This is a genomic window from Vibrio sp. KUL78, from assembly GCF_059725505.1.
Window position 1 is genome coordinate 3,069,691 of record NZ_AP045837.1, and the last position, 22,278, is coordinate 3,091,968.

Below are 22,278 nucleotides of genomic sequence, written 5' to 3' on the forward strand. Positions count from 1 at the left end.
TGTAAAAAGGTTTTATGGCAGGAATCATCCCTCGTAGCTTTATCGATGACCTACTCGCTCGACTTGATATTGTCGACGTCATTGACGCACGCGTAAAACTGAAGAAACAAGGTAAGAACTACGGTGCTTGCTGCCCATTCCATAACGAAAAAACCCCTTCTTTCAGCGTAAGCCAAGAAAAGCAGTTCTATCATTGCTTTGGCTGTGGCGTACACGGTAATGCTATCGACTTTCTCATGGAGTATGAACGCCTCGAGTTTGTTGAAGCGATTGAAGAGTTAGCTTCGTCATTAGGATTAGATGTTCCAAGAGAACAGCGCAGTGGGCAATCGGGTAATTTCTCCAAAGGACCTACCGCTAATAGCGAGCAGAAACGATCTCTCTATGATCTCATGGGGACCATAGGTCAATACTACCGAGACCAGCTTAAAGTTTCTGCAAACAAAGTCGCTATAGAGTATCTAAAGGGCCGTGGGCTCTCTGGAGAGATTGTTCAGAAGTTTGGCATTGGCTATGTCCCAGATGAATGGGATAGCGTGCGTAAGAACTTCGGTCAACAGAAAGCCACCCAAGACATGTTGGTGTCTGGTGGTATGTTGATAGAAAACGACAAGGGTAACCGATATGACCGCTTTAGAGGTCGTATCATGTTCCCTATTCGTGACCGACGTGGTCGTGTGATTGGTTTTGGTGGACGTGTTTTAGGCGATGGTACGCCCAAGTACCTAAACTCTCCTGAAACGCCAATCTTCCATAAAGGTAAAGAGCTTTATGGCCTTTACGAAGTGCTGCAAGCCTATCGTGAGCCACCACAGGTTCTTGTCGTAGAAGGCTATATGGATGTCGTCGCGCTGGCACAATATGGCGTTGACTACTCTGTCGCCTCTTTGGGTACCTCAACGACGGGCGATCACCTACAGGTACTGTTTCGCCAAACCAGTACTGTCGTGTGCTGTTACGATGGTGACCGAGCGGGTCGAGATGCTGCTTGGCGTGCAATGGAGAATGCTCTGCCTTACTTAAATGATGGTAGGCAGCTTAAATTCATGTTCTTGCCAGACGGCGAAGACCCGGATTCATTCATTCGCCAAAACGGCAAAGAAGCGTTCGAAGCCGAAGTGCAAAATGCCATGCCATTGTCTGAGTTTATGTTTTCCTCACTCATGCAGCAGGTCGATACTCGCACGAAAGAAGGGATGGCAAAGCTTAGCACTCTAGCGGTTCCATTGATCGACAAAGTGCCCGGCGGCACATTGCGACTATACTTGAGGGAGCTTCTAGGGCGTAAACTTGGTCTTGTCGATGAAAGGCAACTGCAACAGCTGATCGATAAGCAAGGTCAGCAAGAAACGCGAGCTCAGCCTCATAAAGAGATTAAACGCACACCAATGCGTGAAGTCATAGCTCTCCTTTTACAAAATCCGAGCTATGCTGAAATGGTACCTGATTTGTCCACAGTGAGAGATTTGTCACTGCCTGGGCTGAATTTATTTGTGGAAGTGGTTGATAAATGTCAAGCACATCCCCATATGACTACAGGCCAGCTATTAGAACAATGGCGTGGAAGTAGTAATGAGGCACTTCTGTCTCGTCTCGCAAGTTGGGTCATTCCACTTGACGACGACAACCAAGAAGACGTATTTATCGATTCATTGGACAAAATTTTATCCCAATGCATTGAAAAGCAAATTGAAAACCTGCAGGCCAAAGAAAGAAGTGTCGGCTTATCAGTCGAAGAAAAACGGGAGCTGCTAGCCTTGATGCTAGACTTAAAAGCGTAACCCAATTCAGTTAGTCAGCAACGAATAAATTTGTTAATATTAGTGGTTTGCATTTCGCATACTAAAATTCCTTCACCAGATCTTAAGTTGGATATCGTCTATGGACCAAAATCCGCAGTCACAGCTGAAGCTACTTGTCATTAAGGGCAAGGAACAAGGCTATCTGACCTACGCAGAAGTAAATGACCACCTACCTGAAGAAATCGTCGATTCAGAACAGGTAGAAGATATTATTCAGATGATTAATGACATGGGTATTAAGGTAGTAGAGACTGCTCCTGATGCTGATGATCTTGCTCTGAATGATGACAACAACATTACTGATGAAGATGCAGCCGAAGCCGCTGCAGCTGCACTTTCCAGCGTTGAAAGTGAAATCGGTCGTACTACCGACCCAGTCCGCATGTACATGCGTGAGATGGGTACTGTTGAGCTATTGACTCGCGAAGGCGAGATTGACATTGCTAAGCGCATTGAAGACGGTATCAACCAAGTTCAAAGCTCAGTGGCAGAATACCCAGGTACCATCCCATACATTCTTGAACAGTTTGATAAGGTGCAGGCGGAAGAACTTCGCTTAACTGACGTTATCACTGGTTTTGTTGATCCAAACGAAGAAGAAACTGCGGCACCTACTGCTACTCATATCGGTTCTGAACTGTCTGAAGCAGATCTTGAAGACGAAGACGAAGAAGACGCGGATAGCGACGAAGACTCTGAAGATGAAGAAGAGGAAGATACAGGTATCGACCCTGAGCTTGCTCTTGAAAAATTCACTGCACTTCGTAACACGTACCAAGATCTTCAGTTAGCCGTAAACGAATTCGGCTACGACAGCCCACAAGTGGCTAAGTCGCACGAACTAGTACAAGAAGTGTTCCGTGAGTTCCGTCTAACGCCTAAGCAGTTCGATCACCTTGTGAACGAACTACGCACGTCTATGGACCGCGTACGTACTCAAGAGCGCCTGATCATGCGTCAAGCGGTAGAGTACGGCAAAATGCCGAAGAAATCGTTCATCGCACTGTTCACAGGTAACGAATCAAGTGATGCGTGGCTAGACGAAGTTCTTGCTTCTGACAAGCCATACGCAGAAAAGATCAAGCGTTACGAAGATGATATCCGCCGCTCTATCCAGAAGCTGGACATCATCGAAGAAGAAACTTCGCTTTCTGTTCAAAACATCAAAGACATCAGCCGTCGCATGTCTATCGGTGAAGCGAAAGCTCGCCGTGCGAAGAAAGAGATGGTTGAAGCGAACTTACGTCTTGTTATCTCTATTGCGAAGAAGTACACCAACCGTGGCCTACAGTTCTTGGATCTGATCCAAGAAGGTAACATCGGTCTGATGAAAGCGGTAGATAAGTTTGAATACCGTCGCGGTTACAAGTTCTCGACTTACGCAACATGGTGGATCCGTCAGGCTATTACGCGTTCAATCGCTGACCAAGCTCGTACCATCCGTATCCCAGTACACATGATCGAGACTATCAACAAGCTAAACCGTATCTCTCGTCAAATGCTTCAAGAAATGGGCCGTGAGCCACTTCCTGAAGAGTTGGCAGAGCGTATGCAAATGCCTGAAGATAAGATCCGTAAGGTACTAAAAATCGCTAAAGAGCCAATCTCTATGGAGACACCAATCGGTGACGACGAAGATTCGCATCTAGGTGATTTCATCGAAGATACGACGCTCGAGCTACCAGTAGACTCAGCAACAATGACAAGTCTACGTGTTGCAACGAAAGACGTACTAGCGGGTCTAACACCTCGTGAAGCAAAAGTACTTCGTATGCGCTTTGGTATCGATATGAACACTGACCACACTCTAGAAGAGGTTGGTAAGCAGTTCGACGTAACACGTGAGCGTATCCGTCAGATCGAAGCAAAAGCACTGCGCAAGCTTCGTCACCCAAGCCGCTCAGAAACACTGCGCAGCTTCCTTGACGAGTAATCGCATTAAGCTTTAACAAAAAGGTGAGCACTGGCTCACCTTTTTTGTATCTGCAAGGTTTAAGTGACTAAAAAGCAAGCGCAATTAGCCTACACTGCATCTAGACACTCGCCCTACCTTCCCCTATAATCATCCACCTATTGGCCCCTTAGCTCAGTGGTTAGAGCAGTCGACTCATAATCGATTGGTCCGCAGTTCAAGTCTGCGAGGGGCCACAAATTTAGAAAGGCGCATAGAGAAATCTATGCGCCTTTTTGCGTTTCAGTTACCCAATGATTTCAAAGCCCTACACGATCCCTCGAGAAGTACCAACCCTTCTCCCTTCTTCGATCTCCCATTGAATGCCATATTTATCAATCCAATAAAAGAAGGTAATTGGGAAGCCGTCTAACTTCTCAGGATGGTACGATGAACGAGGGTCGATCATCTTGGCATCAGGCTGAGCTTTTAGGTAATTAAATACCTCATTGCAGTTCGATACTTCCAGCGCGATATGACGAGGCCCACCTAAGTCATAGGTTCGTGGTTGTGGCGGTAACTCACGATTACCAATGGGTTTATGGTATTTCATCAGCTCCAAGTAGATGTGGGCGTATGGATGTTTAACAAATAGAACGTCAACAATCACATCTTGACCGGCAAGCCCGGCGTCTTGATTAAACTGCGCCATAGAAACACCACGATAATCCATCGGCTGACCTTGCTCATCGAAAGCTGGCTGAAAACCAAGGACTCGCTGGTAGTACTCACTCGCACTATCGACATCATCTACGATGACATTAATATGAGAGAGACCGAGCACAAAGGCGCTGATGTCATTTTGCTCTATACGTTCGAGCAACGTCTCTGATGCGGATGGGGCAATCTCTACTAGGTAGTTCACTTTACGTTGGCTAACAAGATCTGGGTGACAAAGCAAATAGGGTTTGTCTTGCTTATGTTCAGTATCACTTGGCGCTTCTACTATCGCCACTGGCCATTGCTTACTTTGGAACCATTGAGGATTTATAGCAAAAGCAGCCGCAACCATATCAAAAAGGATTAAAGCCTTGCTTCGCACCGAATACCGCTTTCCACTCTAAATACCACCCTAGTGAATGCTCAGCAAGGTAACGACTGAGCTGGTTAGACTCCGCCAACTGCTCCAAATCTTTAAAATGAATCCAAACTTGCTGGCAGACTTCGAATGGAACTAAGGTAAGCGCCACATCACTCTCTAACACCTTGCGAAACGCGGGAACATCAAACTCAAAATTGAGATCTCGGAAAGGCCTTGGTTGATGGGAGCCGGAAATGAAATGCTGATCCGCTGAGCGTCGACCTGCAACACAAATAATCTGCTCAATCTGACAACTCAGCTCAGGAAAATATTTTAGTAACAGCGCGATATTGGTCAGTGCTCCGATGGCAAGAATGGTTAACCTTCCCTGCTGTAACTGCTCTGCCAACGCTTTCACACCATCGGGTAATGTGGCTTTGGTATATTTGTCATCTTCAAAGTTTACCGCCGCACCAGCCGTTACCGTTAAGCTGTTTGGACCAAACCGTGCGGTAAACTCTTTCGCCTTGGCGGTAGTAACTGCAATTTCGTCCGTATTACCGCGCGTCGAGCTTAACCCAACAATATCAACCTCCTGGCTACGAAACAAAGCGCCTAGCGCATAACCATCATCAACATCTCGGAACGCCATTAACTTGCCATGGGTTCCTATTGTGATATCCGTGTCTATCCATAGACGTGTTTGATTGCCTTGCAGTGGTGCTTCCTTGCTTACTCTCTGCATTGTTTCTCCACAGTAGTCTCTAGTAGTTCACCAATCGTGACCTCTTGGTGATGTGATTTATTTCTTCCACTGGTTTTACAGTGATAGAGATGAACATCAGCTGCATCAAACGCCTCTGCCAACAATGCTTCACCATCAAAATCTTGTTGGGTAGGCGCGATAGCGATAGAGCCTATCGAGATAGTCACGCGATTAAAGGGAGGGTTACCGCGATGCAAGATACTCAGATCTTCTATTGCATGATGGATACGGTTAGCGACGCCCACAATTTCTTGAGACGTGTTTGCCTCAATCACCACAACAAACTCTTCTCCTCCCAGGCGCACAGCAAACCCTTGACCTTTTACTTGTTCGCCAATCACCGACGCCACCATACACAAGGCGTTGTCACCCGCAATATGGCCATAGAGGTCGTTATAGGCCTTAAAGTTATCGATGTCACAAACCATGTAGCCAACGTATCGACCGTGGCTGAGATGATGCATCAAGAATGCCTTACCATCGCGTGAGTACTTGTAGCGAGAGCCAAGACCTGTAAGAGGGTCGGTGTCTGTTTGCTGTTGCAATACCCCTAGTTGGTTTTCTATCTTTTGGATAAGACTCATGTAGGAACGAGCAAGGTCACCTATTTCATCATCACGCTGCACTTCTTTTGGAATGTTTAAGCGAATGTCTTCCACATCCGATTTCATGGAATTCGCCAGCCGTTTAAGTGGGCTCACAATCCAAAGCGTGACCCAATATATCAACACCAAAGAGACCAAAAATGCACCGCTGGCCTCAAACAACAAACTGCGTGCTAGCGCCTTACGAAAAGCTTGAAGCTCGGTGGCATCAAGCACCAACCAGAGTTCTCCTCCGTTTTCATTTCGCAGCTCAATACATACATGCAAAATGTTCTGCTCTAGATCCAAAAGCCAATGCTGCTGGCTTAAATCAGGCTTAGACCAAGGTAAGGTATAGGTTTTGTGGATCTCTTGACTCGACTGTAAGCTATTGAAGTCGCTTTGAAGCTTGTTTTTTACGTAAGTCAGCTTGTTGATTCTCGCTTGCGTTTTTTCATCTTTAGAGCTTAGTGCCGCGTCTAACTCTTTTAGCCGTGCAGCGAGCACTATGACCTCGGTGTCATCAATATCCGTTCGCCAAGCCTGTTGTTCCTTGGGGGAGTAACGAACTCCTATCGGGTGCCCTTGATAATCTGATGTGCCACTGACCTCTAGAAACCGAAGGTTGGGTATACTGAAAAGTGTGTCTTTAGTGGTTGGCATAAGCAGCTTGGCATAGTTTCGCCCAGCTACAGCGCCAGAGAGGAACGTATTGTGTGGGGCGAGATGTGCCTCGGCAATCTCAACCGTGGTGTCGAGTCGATTAGACCATTCACTGGTGTATCTTGTGTAGGTCATCCCGACGATGATGAACATCACTAAAACCAGATGCGAGACAAACAGCATCTGGTTTATAGTCAACCGACCAAACAGATTGGGGCCCAAATTAACGAATCCTATTTAGACTCATACACTTCCAAAACGGGTTCAGTACAGGTGCCATTGATGCAAATATCTTTGTACGTGGTGTGGCAGTTCTGACAAAAACTTGGCTCTAGCGTCGGGTGCATAGAAGAGATGTCCTTGCCTTTTCTATCGTAGCTCCCATAAATTGCCTCGCCTGCAATATGCTCCGTTACCCAGACAATGCCTTGAACCTCAGAGACGGCAACCACAGTGGGACCATCGGTATAAGGACCGTGGGTCTTGTACTGTTCAATCTTTTCTGGGTTAACGCGAATGGTTAATGGTGAGCCTTCACCGTTGTTGATCCAGCTGTAAGCCCGAACGGACTCTTGGATAAACAGTGACGTGTCTGGTGGGAGTACCGTATCGGCTGGCAGGTTCATAGATTCCTTTACTACCGGCCAATCTTCCCAGCCTTTGGGGTAACTAGCATTCGATTCTGCGTATACCCACATTGAAAATAATAAACTAATAGAAGTACTTAACAGGCAGCACTTGGCTACCTTTGAAACTAGCTGACTAAACATCCTTATCGAGTCCTGCTTAAGTTGTTATAATATTCAATGGTACAATTAATTAACATTTCTACCAATAGAGCAGTATCACATGATGCGCCTTTTCCGTGGTTCAGGCGTAACATAGAGCATACTTTCTCAAAAAGAGCGCGATATAGGTCACGCAAAGAGCACCTAATCGTAACACGTAATTTCACATGTCGTTACACAAGTTCGAAATTTAGCCCTTTACATCTGCCATTAAGCAATGAACACTGCCTTTCGAATTACACAGTCAGTCGATACAGTAGAGCCAGCAGCACATTATGAGTAACACAACGACAAAAAAGTCGAACCCACTATTTGAAATCCTCTTCAACGTTTTCATTCCATCTTTTATCCTGATGAAGTTCAGCGGTGACGAACATCTTGGAACGGCGATGGCTCTGGTTGTCGCTTTGCTGTTTCCTGTGGTCTACGGCGGTATGGATCTTATCCGCAATAAGAAGTTTAACTTTATCGCGGCGTTGGGCTTTATCAGCGTGTTATTGACCGGTGGTATCGGGTTATTAGAGCTTGATACACGCTGGCTAGCTTTAAAAGAAGCATTGATTCCAGGTCTTATCGGCTTGGCGGTTCTTGGTTCGACCTTTACGCGCTATCCGTTCATGCAGAAAATGATCTTGAATGACACGGTACTCAATCTCGAGCTTATAACAGAGCGCCTGCAAGAGCGCGGTAAGACACAGGCCTTTGACCGCTGCCTAATGTCGTCAAACTACCTGTTCGCTAGTACTTTTGCGTTTTCATCGGCTATGAACTACTTTCTTGCAACCTGGATAGTAACCAGCCCAGCAGGTACTGCAGCATTTAATGAAGAGCTCGGGAAGCTCACGCTCTACAGCTACCCTATTATCGCCATCCCAAGCATGTTGATGATGATGGGTATTTTCTATTATGTTTGGCGTCAAATCCGCGGCATGACCTCTCTTGAAACAGAGCAGATATTCCACACTAAGTAATCCTGAAAGCATTTTATGAAACAGCCCGATTACGCACTCGTTGATCGGGTTTTTTTGTACCTCTACCGCTTTACCCATCCCAACCTTCACACCTCTCGACGTGTCATCGGTTTCTTCATTCAACCTCTTATTACTTGTTTTCACCATTTCTTCAATTGATTCTTTGGCAAGTTTTTCAACAAACAGACTTTATTAACGGCTCAAAACAAACACCAAGAGCAACATCATTAGCCTACATATTTCTCAGTCTCCGCCTATAAAAAAGCAAAATAATGACCACTTTGCGATAGTTATCACAACAAATTCACTGTGCTATTTTTCGGATAGAATTAACGTGCGCTTTTGAGTAGTGACCCATCTCACTTTTTAACACTACCACTTGGAAGGCGATAATATAACTATACATAAAAGATAGTAAGCACTTACAAATTAGCCAAAAAATCACCATTACGTGAAGGAAACCAACTTAGAATCTCGATGAAAAAACATACAATTCGCCGCAAATTTAACGTTTTTGACGGACTCAATCTCAGTTTTGACGTTTTTGACGGGAAGCGTAATTGATAAATTGTGCTTTAAGGTGTTTTCTTAGTAACGCCTAAGGCCTACAGGCCACTCTTTAGGACCCTATTTAGAGAGGTAGGCTTTAGCAACATGTGAGAGGGAAGCACTTGGTCTCTCTGTGAAACAAAAGCAAATAGTAAGGAATAGCTATGCTTGCGCATATTAAAAAAACAGCACTAGCGACAGCAATTATTGCGACCGCAGTAACAGGTTTCAGCTCTGTAGCAACAGCAGCAGAACGCAGCGAACTCACTATCCACCCGAAAGAGTTCAACACCTTTGTTCGCAACTTCAACCCATATTTAGGTGCAACCTACTTACACACAACAACCGACTTCCTATACGAGCCGCTTGTTGTATTTAACGAAATGCACGGCAATGAGCCTGTGTTCCGTTTAGCTGAAGGCTTCAAAATGGCAGACGATCTTATGTCTGTAACCTTTGATATTCGTAAAGGTGTGAAGTGGTCTGACGGCGAAACATTTGATGCTAACGACGTATTGTTCTCGTTCAACCTAGTGAAGAACAACCCAGCCCTGGACCAAAGTGGTATCAACTCTTGGGTAACTAAGGTAGAGAAACTAAACGACTACCAGCTTAAGTTCTACACAACTGAGGCTAACTCAAACTTTCCTTATGAAATCGTTAAGGTGCCAATCGTACCTGAGCACGTTTGGAAAGATGTGAAAGATCCAACAACGTTCACTAATGAGAACCCTGTAGGCTCAGGACCTTTCACTGAAATTGATACCTTCACTCCACAGCTTTACGTTCAGTGTCGCAACCCTAACTACTGGGATAACGACAACTTAGAAGTCGACTGTCTGCGTGTTCCTCAGATCGCTAACAATGACCAGTTCCTAGGTAAAGTTGTAAACTCAGAGATGGACTGGACATCATCGTTCATCCCAGATATTGACCGCACCTATGCAGCAGCGTCACCAAATCATCAGTACTGGTATCCACCAGCAGGTACACAAGCGTTTCTTGTGAACTTCAAACACCAAGATCCTGCTAAAAAAGAAGCGTTGACTAACGTTGATTTCCGCCGCGCATTCTCTATGGCTCTTGACCGTCAAACAATTATTGATATCGCATTTTATGGCGGCGGTACAGTAAATGACTTCGCTTCAGGTCTAGGCTACGCATTTGCTACTTGGTCAGATGAATCGACGCACAACAAGTACAAGGGCTACAACTCTTACGACGTCGACGGTGCAAAAGCACTGCTTGAAAAAGCGGGCTTTAAAGATGTCAATGGTGATGGTTTTGTAGATACTCCATCAGGCAAGTCATTTGAACTACTGATTCAATCACCTAACGGTTGGACCGACTTCAACAACACAGTTCAGCTAGCGGTTGAGCAACTTGCAGAAGCCGGCATTAAAGCAAAAGCTCGTACACCAGACTTCTCTGTGTACAACCAAGCAATGCTTGAAGCAAACTATGACGTTGCTTACACCAACTACTTCCACGGTGCAGACCCATACACATACTGGAACTCTGGCTATAACTCGACCCTGCAAAGTGGTGACGGTATGCCTCGTTTTGCCATGCACTTCTATAAGAATGCTGAGCTAGATAACTTGCTAAACAGCTTCTACAAAACTGCAGATAAAGCTGAGCAGCTAGAAATCGCTCACGGCATCCAGAAAATCATTGCTCAAGATCAGGTTACTATCCCGGTTATGTCTGGTGCTTACATGTTCCAATACAACACGACTCGCTTCGCGGGTTGGTGGAACGAGCAAAATCCTAAAGGTCGTCCAAACATCTGGGCTGGTATCCCAGAGCGTCTACTTCACGTGCTGGACCTAAAACCAGTTAAGTAAGTAAACACAAACTGAAGCGGTACGTCCGTACCGCTTTCTTCCCCTAAATATCAGTGTTGATGTGTGGCGCTCGTCGTCAGGGGTTTACTCGTTTCAAATTTTGAGATGAGGCTACCAGCAGCAAGGAAAAGCTGGGTAATTAAGGTGTGAGTTATGGGTTATTTTTTAAGACGTTTGTCCTTTTATATGGTGGCACTTCTGGTTGCAGCCACCATCAACTTTATTATTCCTCGTGCAATGCCAGGCGATCCGGTCACTATGATGTTCGCCCACACAACGGTTCAGGTAACACCAGAGCGTATTGCTGCGATGAAAGAACTACTGGGTTTTGTAGAAGGTAACTACTTCGTTCAATACCTACATTACATGAAAAACATCCTGAGCTGGGAGCTAGGTACCTCGATTCAATTCTTCCCGCTATCGGTCAATACACTATTAGGCAGTGCTTTCGGCTGGTCACTATTTCTGGCAGGCAGCGCGGTTATTCTTTCGTTTTCAATCGGCTCGGTACTGGGCATTTTCGCCGCGTGGAAACGAGGTTCTAAGTTCGACACCTTCGTCACTCCAGGCATGCTTATCATCCAAGCAATGCCTCAGGTGGTTATCGCTATGATGGCCATGTTCATCTTCGCTATCGGTCTGAAATGGTTCCCTACAGGCTACGCCTACACCGCTGGCACCATGCCAGACTGGACCAGCTGGGCATTCATCAAAGATGTGCTCTACCACGCGGTCTTGCCTCTATTCTGTGCGACGATTATTCAGATCGGTGGCTTCCTAGTCAATATGCGTAACAACATGATCAACCTTCTCAATGAAGACTACATCACGATGGCAAAAGGTAAGGGCCTGAGTGAAAACCGCGTGGTGTTCAACTACGCCGCTCGTAACGCACTACTACCAAGTGTTACCGCACTTTCAATGTCTCTTGGTGTTGCGATTGGTGGTCAGCTGATTGTCGAAATCATCTTTAACTACCCAGGTCTTGGCTCTGTGATGCTCAACGCCATCCACGCTCGTGACTACCAAGTTCTGCAAGGACAGCTGCTTATTATGACTCTGTTTATGCTCTTCTTTAACTTAGCGGCTGACATGCTTTATGTCGTGCTTGATCCTCGTCTACGCAAGGGAGGCAAATAACCATGAAAGGTTTCTTACAACTCGTGTGGCGTAATACCACTGCCAGGATTGGACTTTCAATCATAGGTTTGTTCGTGTTTATGGCGGTCGCAGCCCCACTTATCACTAAACACGCACCAGACAAACGCACGGGTAACTCTCATGAATACCCAAGTGCCGTGGTAAAGCTTGCTCAAGCGAATCCTGATGGCTGGGTGGCACAAAATCTTGCAGATGATCGCCGAACGCTCCTGATGTCGAAAAAAGCCGATCATCCAATGGGCACAACTCGTATGGGTCGTGATATCTGGTCACAGGTTGCCTACGGCGCACGTGTTTCACTAATGGTTGGTTTTGGTGCCGGTATCACCGTTTGCTTCCTAGCCACCGTTATTGGTATCTCTGCAGGCTACTTTGGTGGTCGAGTAGACGAAGTACTGACCTCAGCCATGAACATCATGTTGGTTATTCCTCCTTTCCCATTACTGTTTGTGGTGGCCGCATTTATCGGTGAGGCAGGTCCGCTAACCATAGCCTTGGTCATCGGCTGTATGTCCTGGGCGTGGGGCGCAAGGGTCATTCGAGCACAAACCCTATCACTACGTGAGAAAGAGTTCGTAAAAGCAGCCGAAGTTCTGGGCGAATCGCGCCTTCGTATTATCTTCGTTGAGCTACTGCCAAACCTTATCTCCATTGTTGGGGCAAGCTTCATCGGCTCTGTTATGTACGCCATCTTGATGGAAGCAACGATTTCATTCCTAGGTATGGGCGATCCAAACACGATCAGCTGGGGCATCATGCTTTACAACGTTCAAACCTCATCTGCCATGCTCATCGGCGCGTGGTGGGAAGTAATTGCACCATGTTTAGCACTGACGTTCCTAGTGACGGGTTTAGCCTTGTTGAACTTCGCAGTAGATGAAATTGCTAACCCGCAGCTTCGTTCACACAAAGGGATGAAACGCTGGAAGAAAATCGCAGCACAAGACAAAAAGCAGCGTGAAGTTGAAGTCGCGCCTCAAAATGCACTATGGAGCGGAGATCGTTAATCATGTCAGAACCACTAATTTCAATCCGCAACCTTTGCGTTGACTACATTACCGATGCTGGTGACGTACGTGCTTGTAACAACGTCAGCTTCGATATCGGCAAAGGCGAAGTCTTCGGTCTAGCTGGCGAGTCTGGCTGTGGAAAGTCAACAGTCGCCTTCTCTCTTATGCGCCTTCATAAGCCACCTGCTTATATCAGCGGCGGTCAGGTACTGTTTAATGGTGAAGACATTCTTCAGTACAGTGACGACCGCATGCAGACATTCCGCTGGAGCGAGATGTCGATGGTATTCCAAAGTGCGATGAACGCGCTAAACCCTGTACTGACGATGGAAGAGCAGTTCTGTGACGTCATTATGCGCCACACCAACATGACTCGTGATCAGGCAGTAAAACGTGCTCAAGGGCTATTGGAAATCGTTGATATCCACCCTAGCCGCTTGAATGACTATCCACACCAATTCTCTGGCGGTATGCGTCAGAGGCTGGTCATCGCCATCGCGCTAGCACTGAACCCTAAGATGATCATTATGGATGAGCCAACCACAGCACTGGATGTGGTTGTGCAACGCGAGATCTTACAAAAAGATCTATGCGCTAAAAGAAGAGTTTGGCTTTTCTATTTTGTTCATCACCCATGATATCTCACTTATGGTCGAGTTTTCTGATCGCATTGGGATCATGTATTCAGGAGAGCTTATTGAGGTTGCACCGTCGAAACAGATCCTTGAATCGCCTTACCACCCTTACACCAAAGGGCTGGGTAGTTCGTTCCCGCCGTTAACGGGCCCTAAGACCAAGCTGACTGGTATTCCTGGAAATCCTTTAAACCTTTTAGAGGTGCCTCAAGGCTGCCGATTCCAAGCTCGTTGTGACCGAGTACATGAAGCTTGTACTCGCATACCCACTAAGCTGCGTCAAATCGAGCACAGCCGTTTTTCAAACTGCCACTTGTACGGTGAACCTATTGCCGTCGCGCAAGAGTTGTCATAACGACCACCAGCGAAGAAGTAAGCATTAACAAGGATTTCTGGAGAACAATTATGAGCAACTATGGTGAACTACTCATAGAAGGCAACAACGTCGTTAAAGACTTTCCCATCAATAGCAACGCGCTATCTCAGCCAATGATGCGTGCGATTAACGATGTCTCATTCAAGATGTACAAGAGCCGTGGATTATCAGTCGTAGGTGAGTCCGGCTCGGGCAAATCCACCACGGCTAAAATGATAGCCAAGATGTATGCGCCAAGCGGCGGTGAGATCAAATATCGCGGTCGTGACATTCAAGAGATCACCTCGCGCCGTGACCTCATGCAGTATCGCGAAGGCGTACAAATGGTATGGCAAGACCCGTTTGGTTCACTTAACCCAACGCACACTATTTTCCACCACATTGCCCGTCCTCTGCTGATACATAACAAGGTCAGCAAGGGCAACAAGAAAGAGTTGGAAGAGCGTGTTTACGACCTACTAGAACAAGTTGGATTGATCCCACCAAAAGAGACAGCGGCGAAATATCCGCATCAACTTTCTGGTGGTCAGAGACAGCGTGTCAACCTTGCTCGAAACATTGCCGTAGGTGCAGAGGTCGTGCTCGCAGACGAACCGACATCCATGCTGGATGTATCGATTCGAGCAGGCGTTCTCAACCTGATGGAAGAGATGAAGTTCGAGAAGCAGATGTCGCTACTTTACATCACTCACGACATTGCAACGGCACGCTACATCGCCGAAGACATCTCCGTGATGTATGTCGGTCACATGGTCGAATGGGGCGACACTGACGAGGTCATTGCTAACCCTCAGCATCCCTATACCCAGCTGCTGGTATCTGCAGTCCCCGATCCATCCAAGTCCATCCACGAGAAGCTGGAAGGAAACAAAGGTGAAATCCCATTGTGGACACCAGCATCAGTAGGCTGCCCATTTGCCGGACGCTGTAAGCACGCCACCACTAAGTGCCGTGAAGCCTTACCTAGCGTTACCAAGCTATCAGACAACCACTTCGTACGTTGCTACTTATACGAGAACTAATACCCGGCTCCCGTCTCGGGAGCCTAGCTGTAGGGATAAGTTATGGAAGAAAACATGCAATTACTCACTAACCACATTGGCTACCACATAAACAGTGAAAAGCGCGCCGTGTTAATGACTCGACAGTCACAGCATGAACTCGCTAGTGCTTTTTTAGTGGATGCCCACAATGACGAAATCGTGCTCGAACTGAGCCCTATCGGTGGCGCTAACGTGGATAATTGGCATCAAGGTGTTTTCTTCACTCTCGATTTCAGTCAATGGACAGAGCAAGGTCACTACTACCTGCGCTATCAGACAGTACGCTCTCAATCTTTTGAAATCGCCGAGAATCAGCTCTATAACCGCTGCTTCTCAGACATTATCCACTACTTCAAATCTCAGCGATGCGGTGGGGAGTTTGATGCCGCCGACAAGCAAGCTTCGATTGTAGGCAGCCAAGATTCGGTGGATGTCCATGGTGGCTGGTATGACGCGTCTGGTGATGTCAGCAAGTACCTTAGCCACCTGTCCTATGCCAATTATTTGAATCCTCAACAAACCCCTATGGTGGTTTGGAATATGCTCAAGGTACACGACATAGTGTGTGAGCGCATCGAGAGCCCAAACTTTGTTGCTACCCGGCTTCTAGAAGAAGCGCTTTATGGCGCTGAGTTCCTTTCGCGCATGCAGCATCACAGTGGCTATTTCTATATGACGGTTTTTGACAAATGGAGTAAAGATCCGACGCAGCGAGAGATCTGCGCTTACGAGACTCAACTCGGTCATAAGAAAACCAACTATGAGGCTGGGTTTCGTCAAGGCGGCGGCATGACCATCGCAGCACTTGCGAAGAGCAGCCAGGTGAGCTCACTTTCAAAGGATAGCGCCGCCACTTATTTAGAAGCAGCAAAAGCAGGCTATTGGCACCTCAAAGAGCACAACGAGCAATACCTTGATGATCATACTCCGAACATCATTGACGAATATTGCGCACTTGTGGCGTCAGTGGCTCTGTATCAAGCCAGCTTGGAACCACAGTACCTAACGGAAGCAAGAAGCTGGTTTGATGCATTAACCAATCGAGCGCTGAGCGACCAACAACATGCTTTTTACTGGTCTGCAAATGAAGATGGCAGTCGACCTTACTTCCATGCTGCAGAGGCTGGGCTGCCTAACATCGCACTGACTGAGTATCTAGCAATAGAAACCGAAGCAGAGCGAGTCAAAGCAGCGCGAGAAACGCTCAAGAAAGCCTGCCAATTTGAAATCAGTATCACTCACAAGGTTTACAACCCATTTGGCTACCCAAGGCAGTACGTAAAAGCCGTCGATGGGGTCAAACATGACGCGTTCTTTATCCCTCATCAAAACGAGTCTGGTTACTGGTGGCAAGGCGAGAATGCTCGCTTGGCTTCACTTGCCTCAATGGCTTTTTTGGCTCAACCGCACCTAGAAGACTCCGCTTTGAAAGCTCAGCTATCGCACTATGCCGATGACTGTATTAGCTGGGTGCTCGGTGCTAATCCCTATGATATGTGCATGCTCGATGGTCATGGCCACAACAACCCCGACTACCTACCGAAGCTTGGTTTCTTCAATGCTCTCGGAGGGGTGTGCAACGGTATCACCGCAGGCTTTGAAGATGAGGCTGATATTGCCTTTAACCCACCAATTCATAAAGACGACATGCTACAAAATTGGCGCTGGGGTGAGCAGTGGATTCCCCATGCAGGTTGGCTACTTCTCGCTTTGGCACTGTGGCAGCAACACTATAAGAATTAAGGGTTAAATATGGCTAGGTACAGAGTTGGAATTGATGGCGGTGGTACATCGTGTCGCGCCAGAATCATCAATGAACAGCAGCAAGTCATTGGTGAGGCGAAAAGCGGCAGCGCGAACATTATGTTGGGCGCCGAACTTGCTTTAACGTCGATTATTGAAGCGATTGAGTCTGCGGCCCAATCAGCAGGTCTTGGCTCAGCCGATTTTGCCCAGATGGATGTTGGCTGCGCGCTCGCGGGGGCCGAGCACAAAAGCAGCTATCAAGCGTTTATGGCGACATCACACCCATTCGCAAGCCTAACGCTTAACACCGATGGCTACGGTGCCTGCCTTGGCGCCCATCAGGGTGAAGATGGTGCCATCATGATAGCCGGGACTGGCTCCGTTGGTCTTCTCATTAAAGGGATAAATCAGTATGTGGTAGGCGGTCGAGAGTTCCCGATTTCAGATCAGGGAGGCGGCGCTGTGATGGGACTTAGGTTGATCCAGCAAGTCCTGCTTATCCAAGATGGTATCAAGCCCCACTCTCCCCTCGCCGATGTCGTCATGGAACATTTCAATCAGGATATCGACGCCATCGTAGAGTGGTCAAAAACAGCGTTACCACGTGATTACGGTCAGTTTTCTCCGGTGATTTTTGAGTATGCCTACCTCAACGATGAGTTGGCAAAATCGCTTCTGCTGGAAACCGCCAACGACATTGAAATGTTTTTGTGCGCGCTCAACAGCAAAGGCGCGGACAAAATATGCCTGATGGGCAGTATCGCCGAGCGTATCTTTGACTGGTTATCTCCTACTGCTCAGCGCTGGATCGTAGTCCCTAAAGGGGATGCGATGGATGGCGCGCTGATGATGGCGGGTAACGAGCAACACAACCTTTACGAGTAAGGGATGAGTATGGATTTTCGTGTCGACTTAGCCATTGTTGAACATCTAGCGAAAGGCTGTCGCTTCGGGCTAACCTTGCATAACCTGTCTGAGAAGAGTCACGCCAATTGGAAGCTTTATTTTGCGTTTGAGTGTTTTGTGATTCCAGACAGCTTATCACAAGGCGAGCTCACACAAGTCGGCACCTTCTGTACGCTAAACGTCAACGAGACGCCGCTGTATGCCAATAACCATGTCTATGTCGAGTTTTGCACCGCGACGTCCGCATTCAACTTACTGAGTGATGGCATTAACGACGCCTATCTCGACACTGATGCAAAAACCCAGCTTCCTGTTGCAGTTTCACCGATTGTACTCGGGGCGGTTGACGACCGCCGAGTATCGCTGCCAGAGGTAGGCGCAGGACGCCACGCTCTTATCCCACATCCTCAATACATGGAGTTTGGGGAAAGCGTGTTTGAACTGACGCGTTACAGTCAGATTTGCGTCGAAGATCAATCCATGCAATGTGTCGCCAACTGGCTAAGTGAAGAGGTGGAGCGTCTATTCGGACTAAGCCATAAATCGATTGGACAGCAAGACATTCGTTTTAGGCACTCTCCTGTTTTAGATTCTGAAGCCTACAAATTGACTGTGGATGGTTCAGGGATTGAGATTGAGTCCAACAGCAATGCAGGCTTTACCTACGGCTGTGCAACGCTGATTCAGTTGATGGACTTTGACCATAATCGCCACACCATCTACGTGCCTCATGTCCGCATCCAAGACGCACCTCGCTTTCGCTACCGTGGTGTAATGCTAGACAGTGCACGCAGCTTTCAGCCAGTGACCGAGATAAAGCGCGTTATCAACCTTCTTGCGCACTACAAGATCAATACCTTCCATTGGCACCTTACTGATGACGAAGGCTGGCGCGTTGAAATCAAAGCATATCCAGAGCTGACTAACATTGGTGCTTGGCGTGGCCCGACTCACCCGCTAAAACCGCAGCTTCATAGCATCGGGGATTACTATGGTGGATTCTACTCACAGCAAGAGATCCGCGAGATTGTTCAGTACGCGTCAGATCGCAGCATCCAAGTGATCCCAGAGATCGACATTCCTGGCCACAGTCGCGCCGCGATTACCGCGCTACCGGATCTGTTAGTCGACCCGGAAGATCAGTCTCATTACCGCAGTGAACAAAACTACACCGACAACGTGTTATCACCAGGGATCTCTGGCACCTACCAATTTCTTGATGCCGTGCTTGAAGAGATTGCTCAGCTGTTTCCGGCCCCTTACGTTCATATCGGCGCAGACCAAGTGCCTGTCGGAGTTTGGACCAACAGCCCGTCTTGTCGTGAACTCATGGCGGAGCAAGGCTATCGCAATCCGAAAGACCTGCAGGGTCATCTGCTTCGCTACGTCGAAGATAAACTCAGATCCATGGGCAAGCGCATGCTTGGCTGGGAAGAGGCGCACTTTGGTAGCAAGGTAAGCAAAGACACGGTCGTCTATTCATGGCTGAGCGAAGAAGCCGCTATTAATAGTGCCAAGCTGGGCTACGACGTCATCCTTCAGCCAGGCCAAAGCACCTACTTAGATATGGCGCAAGACTACAGCGTTTGCGAGTTGGGCGTGTACCGCTCTCACATAATTACCCTAGAAAACGCATATCAATACGAACCTCTCGTCCAACTTCATGAGCAAGACCCAATCAAGAAACGCATTTTGGGCATGCAGGCCGCACTTTGGACAGAGAGAGTTACCTCTCCGGAGCGGCTCGACTACATGATGTTTCCGCGCTTGGTTGCGCTTGCAGAAACCGCATGGACACAAGATCACTCAAAAGACTTCCACGCCTTCTTGTCTCGGCTTAAGCCACACCTCCAATTGTTAGATAGACAAGATGTGCGATACAGACACCCATGGCCAGAGAGCCAAAAAGAGAATGGCTGACGTTCAACACTCAAAGCCAACATTACTTAACGAATTTAAATTTTCCCCAATAAGGATATCATCATGCAATACGGCTACTTCGATAACGAGAACCGAGAATATGTCATCACTCGTCCCGATGCCCCCGCTCCTTGGACTAACTACCTAGGCACAGAGAAGTTCTGTACCGTTATCTCCCATAATGCTGGCGGCTACTCCTTTTACAACTCACCTGAGTACAACCGTGTAACCAAATTCCGCCCAAATGCGACGTTCGATCGCCCAGGGCATTATGTATATCTGCGTGATGATGAGACAGGTGATTACTGGTCAATCTCATGGCAGCCAGTCGCCAAAAGCCTTGATGAAGCGAATTATGAAGTAAGGCACGGGCTTTCTTATTCAAAGTTTAAGTGTCAATACTCAGATATTGAGGCGACAAAAACTCTGTTCGTACCAAAAGGCGAAGATGCTGAAGTGTGGGATGTGGTGATCCGCAATACCGGTGATAAGCCGCGCACCATCAGCGCCTTCTCGTTTGTGGAGTTTTCCTTCAGCCACATCGCCTCTGACAATCAAAACCATCAAATGTCGCTATATTCAGCAGGGACTAGCTATCAAGATGGTGTCATTGAGTATGATCTCTTCTACAACACCAACGACTTCGAAGGCTACTACTACCTTGCTTCTACTTTTAGCCCAGATAGCTATGATGGTCAGCGCGATAGCTTCTTAGGTCTATATCGCGACGAATCCAACCCAATCGCAGTTGAAAAAGGGCAATGCTCTAATCACACACAAACCTGCTACAACCATTGTGGTTCACTGCACAAGCAATTTGTCATCGCACCGGGAGAAGAGGTGCGCTTTGCCTACGTTCTTGGTATTGGCAAAGGCAACGGTGAGCGTCTTCGTCAAAAATACCAAGACTTAACTGAGGTCGATGCAGCGTTTGATGCCATCAAGGCTCACTGGGATGAGCGCTGCGCGAAGTTTCAGGTGAAATCTCCTAACGAGGGGCTAGACACCATGCTGAACACTTGGACTCTGTATCAAGCCGAGACATGTGTCGTATGGTCACGCTTCGCTTCATTTATCGAGGTTGGAGGACGTACTGGACTGGGCTATCGAGATACCGCTCAGGACGCTATGGCCGTTCCTCATTCTGCACCGGCTATGACTCGCAAACGAATCGTTGATCTACTGCGTGGCCAAGTGAAAGCTGGTTACGGTTTGCATCTGTTCGATCCAGATTGGTTTGATCCAGAAAAAGCCGATGTTGAGCCATCAAAATCACCAACCGTGGTTCCGACACCAAGCGATGAAGATAAGATCCACGGCATTGCCGACACCTGCTCTGACGATCACTTGTGGCTAGTCCCAACGATCTGTCGCTACGTGATGGAAACCGGTGAGACGGATTTCTTTGATGAGGTGATCCCATACGCAGACGGCGGCAATGCGACCGTTTACGAGCACATGAAAGCAGCACTTAACTTTACCGATGAGCACGTGGGAGCGACAGGCATCGCCAAAGGTCTGCGCGCAGACTGGAATGACTGTCTAAACCTCGGTGGTGGTGAATCATCTATGGTGGCCTTCCTGCATTACTGGGCACTGCAAGACTTCGTTGACCTCGCACGCAACCGTGGCGAGCTTGATGATGTCGCCTACTACCAACAAATGGCGCAAAAAGTTCAAGACGCCTGTGAAACGCATCTTTGGGATGAAGACGGTGGCTGGTACATCCGTGGTATCACCAAAAACGGCGACAAGGTCGGTACCAGTAAACAAACCGAAGGTAAGGTTCACCTTGAGTCCAACACCTGGGCAGTGGTTTCTGGCGCAGTTAGCGAAGAGCGCGGTAAGAAAGCCATGGATGCGGTCGATGAGTACCTCTACTCAGACTTCGGCTTACATCTAAACGCGCCATCGTTCGCAACACCTAATGACGACATCGGCTTTGTCACTCGCGTTTATCAGGGCGTAAAAGAAAACGGCGCGATCTTCTCACATCCAAATCCATGGGCGTGGGTAGCCGAAGCGAAACTAGGCCGTGGCGATCAAGCCATGAAGTACTACGACGCACTAAACCCTTATAACCAAAACGACATGATCGAAACACGCATCACAGAGCCGTACTCATACGTGCAGTTCATCATGGGCCGTGACCACCAAGATCATGGTCGCGCCAACCACCCTTGGTTAACGGGTACTTCTGGCTGGGCTTACTTCGCCGCAACCAACTATATTCTCGGCGTGAGACTGAGCTTCGATGGCCTAGTGGTTGACCCATGTATTCCAACAGAGTGGCCAGGATTTGAGGTGACGCGTCAATGGCGCGGTGCAACGTATCAAATTACGGTTGAGAACCCAAACAATGTCAGCAAGGGTGTTCAGTCCATTACCTTGAATGGCCAAGCCATTCAAGGCTCGATCGCGCCTCAAGCCGAAGGCAGCGTAAACCAAGTACATGTTGTTCTAGGTTAACGAGTGCCTCGATGGGTCCTTAATTCGGACCCATCGAACTTAAGCGTATCACTACAAGAGTAGGTAACCT

Annotated in this window: 15 protein-coding genes, 1 tRNA gene and 1 pseudogene; 13 read left to right on the forward strand and 4 right to left on the reverse strand. The window is 47.7% G+C overall.

Annotated elements, in window-relative coordinates:
• Positions 1-14 precede the first annotated feature (14 nt).
• The 3 genes from dnaG (at position 15) to AC6I8Y_RS14275 (ending at position 3,950) form a co-directional block, all read left to right on the forward strand.
• Positions 15-1,781, forward strand: a complete 1,767-nt coding sequence (dnaG, locus tag AC6I8Y_RS14265; RefSeq protein ID WP_498020400.1) for a DNA primase — start codon at positions 15-17, stop codon at positions 1,779-1,781.
• Positions 1,782-1,881: 100 nt separating this feature from the next.
• Entirely contained in the window at positions 1,882-3,735 is a 1,854-nt protein-coding gene (gene rpoD, locus AC6I8Y_RS14270) for an RNA polymerase sigma factor RpoD (protein ID WP_394150871.1), read from the forward strand.
• A gap of 142 nt (positions 3,736-3,877) precedes the next feature.
• Positions 3,878-3,950 (forward strand) — tRNA-Ile (locus tag AC6I8Y_RS14275).
• A gap of 71 nt (positions 3,951-4,021) precedes the next feature.
• On the opposite strand, the gene AC6I8Y_RS14280 is transcribed toward AC6I8Y_RS14275, so the two are convergent.
• The 4 genes from AC6I8Y_RS14280 to AC6I8Y_RS14295 are packed head-to-tail and all read right to left on the reverse strand — an operon-like array spanning position 4,022 to position 7,485.
• Positions 4,022-4,708: a VOC family protein gene (locus AC6I8Y_RS14280; protein WP_498020401.1), complete on the reverse strand. Its 687-nt coding sequence runs from the start codon at positions 4,706-4,708 to the stop codon at positions 4,022-4,024.
• Positions 4,709-4,766: 58 nt separating this feature from the next.
• On the reverse strand, positions 4,767-5,519 hold the full coding sequence (locus AC6I8Y_RS14285; protein WP_498020402.1) for a nucleoside hydrolase: 753 nt from the start codon (positions 5,517-5,519) through the stop codon (positions 4,767-4,769).
• Entirely contained in the window at positions 5,507-7,009 is a 1,503-nt protein-coding gene (locus AC6I8Y_RS14290) for a diguanylate cyclase (protein WP_498020403.1), read from the reverse strand. Before AC6I8Y_RS14290 ends, AC6I8Y_RS14285 begins: the two co-directional genes overlap by 13 nt.
• 11 nt (positions 7,010-7,020) lie before the next feature.
• Positions 7,021-7,485: a hypothetical protein gene (locus tag AC6I8Y_RS14295; RefSeq protein ID WP_234495158.1), complete on the reverse strand. Its 465-nt coding sequence runs from the start codon at positions 7,483-7,485 to the stop codon at positions 7,021-7,023.
• 365 nt (positions 7,486-7,850) lie between these two features.
• Here AC6I8Y_RS14295 and AC6I8Y_RS14300 point away from each other — a divergent pair, with 365 nt between their 5' ends.
• The 10 genes and pseudogenes from AC6I8Y_RS14300 to AC6I8Y_RS14345 all read left to right on the forward strand — a co-directional run bounded on the left by AC6I8Y_RS14300 (position 7,851) and on the right by AC6I8Y_RS14345 (position 22,208).
• Positions 7,851-8,546: a VC0807 family protein gene (locus AC6I8Y_RS14300; protein ID WP_128648954.1), complete on the forward strand. Its 696-nt coding sequence runs from the start codon at positions 7,851-7,853 to the stop codon at positions 8,544-8,546.
• Between the two features lie 713 nt (positions 8,547-9,259).
• Complete coding sequence (locus AC6I8Y_RS14305) at positions 9,260-10,942, forward strand: ABC transporter substrate-binding protein (protein ID WP_498020404.1); 1,683 nt, start codon at positions 9,260-9,262, stop codon at positions 10,940-10,942.
• Positions 10,943-11,095: 153 nt separating this feature from the next.
• Positions 11,096-12,082, forward strand: coding sequence for an ABC transporter permease (locus AC6I8Y_RS14310; RefSeq protein ID WP_498020405.1), 987 nt, complete (start codon positions 11,096-11,098; stop codon positions 12,080-12,082).
• A gap of 2 nt (positions 12,083-12,084) precedes the next feature.
• Positions 12,085-13,110: an ABC transporter permease gene (locus AC6I8Y_RS14315; protein ID WP_394150875.1), complete on the forward strand. Its 1,026-nt coding sequence runs from the start codon at positions 12,085-12,087 to the stop codon at positions 13,108-13,110.
• A gap of 2 nt (positions 13,111-13,112) precedes the next feature.
• A pseudogene (locus AC6I8Y_RS14320) lies at positions 13,113-14,103 on the forward strand (ABC transporter ATP-binding protein).
• A gap of 50 nt (positions 14,104-14,153) precedes the next feature.
• Complete coding sequence (locus AC6I8Y_RS14325; protein ID WP_394150877.1) at positions 14,154-15,146, forward strand: ABC transporter ATP-binding protein; 993 nt, start codon at positions 14,154-14,156, stop codon at positions 15,144-15,146.
• 54 nt (positions 15,147-15,200) lie between these two features.
• The gene (locus AC6I8Y_RS14330; protein ID WP_498021520.1) at positions 15,201-16,910 is read left to right on the forward strand and encodes a glycoside hydrolase family 9 protein; all 1,710 of its coding nucleotides are present in this window, start codon (positions 15,201-15,203) and stop codon (positions 16,908-16,910) included.
• Between the two features lie 9 nt (positions 16,911-16,919).
• Entirely contained in the window at positions 16,920-17,798 is an 879-nt protein-coding gene (locus tag AC6I8Y_RS14335; protein ID WP_498020406.1) for a glucosamine kinase nucleotide-binding domain-containing protein, read from the forward strand.
• A 9-nt stretch (positions 17,799-17,807) separates the two neighbouring features.
• Positions 17,808-19,739 carry a beta-N-acetylhexosaminidase gene (locus tag AC6I8Y_RS14340; protein WP_498020407.1) on the forward strand — a complete coding sequence of 644 codons (1,932 nt, stop codon included), beginning with the start codon at positions 17,808-17,810 and terminating at the stop codon, positions 19,737-19,739.
• Between the two features lie 63 nt (positions 19,740-19,802).
• Positions 19,803-22,208 carry a glycoside hydrolase family 94 protein gene (locus AC6I8Y_RS14345; RefSeq protein ID WP_394150880.1) on the forward strand — a complete coding sequence of 802 codons (2,406 nt, stop codon included), beginning with the start codon at positions 19,803-19,805 and terminating at the stop codon, positions 22,206-22,208.
• Positions 22,209-22,278: the final 70 nt, after the last annotated feature.

Coding starts and splice junctions, on each gene's coding strand:
- dnaG (WP_498020400.1), top strand. CDS start 15: ATGGCAGGAATCATCCCTCGTAGCTTTATCGATGACCTACTCGCTCGA.
- rpoD (WP_394150871.1), top strand. CDS start 1,882: ATGGACCAAAATCCGCAGTCACAGCTGAAGCTACTTGTCATTAAGGGC.
- AC6I8Y_RS14285 (WP_498020402.1), bottom strand. CDS start 5,519: ATGCAGAGAGTAAGCAAGGAAGCACCACTGCAAGGCAATCAAACACGT.
- AC6I8Y_RS14295 (WP_234495158.1), bottom strand. CDS start 7,485: ATGTGGGTATACGCAGAATCGAATGCTAGTTACCCCAAAGGCTGGGAA.
- AC6I8Y_RS14300 (WP_128648954.1), top strand. CDS start 7,851: ATGAGTAACACAACGACAAAAAAGTCGAACCCACTATTTGAAATCCTC.
- AC6I8Y_RS14305 (WP_498020404.1), top strand. CDS start 9,260: ATGCTTGCGCATATTAAAAAAACAGCACTAGCGACAGCAATTATTGCG.
- AC6I8Y_RS14310 (WP_498020405.1), top strand. CDS start 11,096: ATGGGTTATTTTTTAAGACGTTTGTCCTTTTATATGGTGGCACTTCTG.
- AC6I8Y_RS14315 (WP_394150875.1), top strand. CDS start 12,085: ATGAAAGGTTTCTTACAACTCGTGTGGCGTAATACCACTGCCAGGATT.
- AC6I8Y_RS14325 (WP_394150877.1), top strand. CDS start 14,154: ATGAGCAACTATGGTGAACTACTCATAGAAGGCAACAACGTCGTTAAA.
- AC6I8Y_RS14330 (WP_498021520.1), top strand. CDS start 15,201: ATGCAATTACTCACTAACCACATTGGCTACCACATAAACAGTGAAAAG.
- AC6I8Y_RS14335 (WP_498020406.1), top strand. CDS start 16,920: ATGGCTAGGTACAGAGTTGGAATTGATGGCGGTGGTACATCGTGTCGC.
- AC6I8Y_RS14340 (WP_498020407.1), top strand. CDS start 17,808: ATGGATTTTCGTGTCGACTTAGCCATTGTTGAACATCTAGCGAAAGGC.
- AC6I8Y_RS14345 (WP_394150880.1), top strand. CDS start 19,803: ATGCAATACGGCTACTTCGATAACGAGAACCGAGAATATGTCATCACT.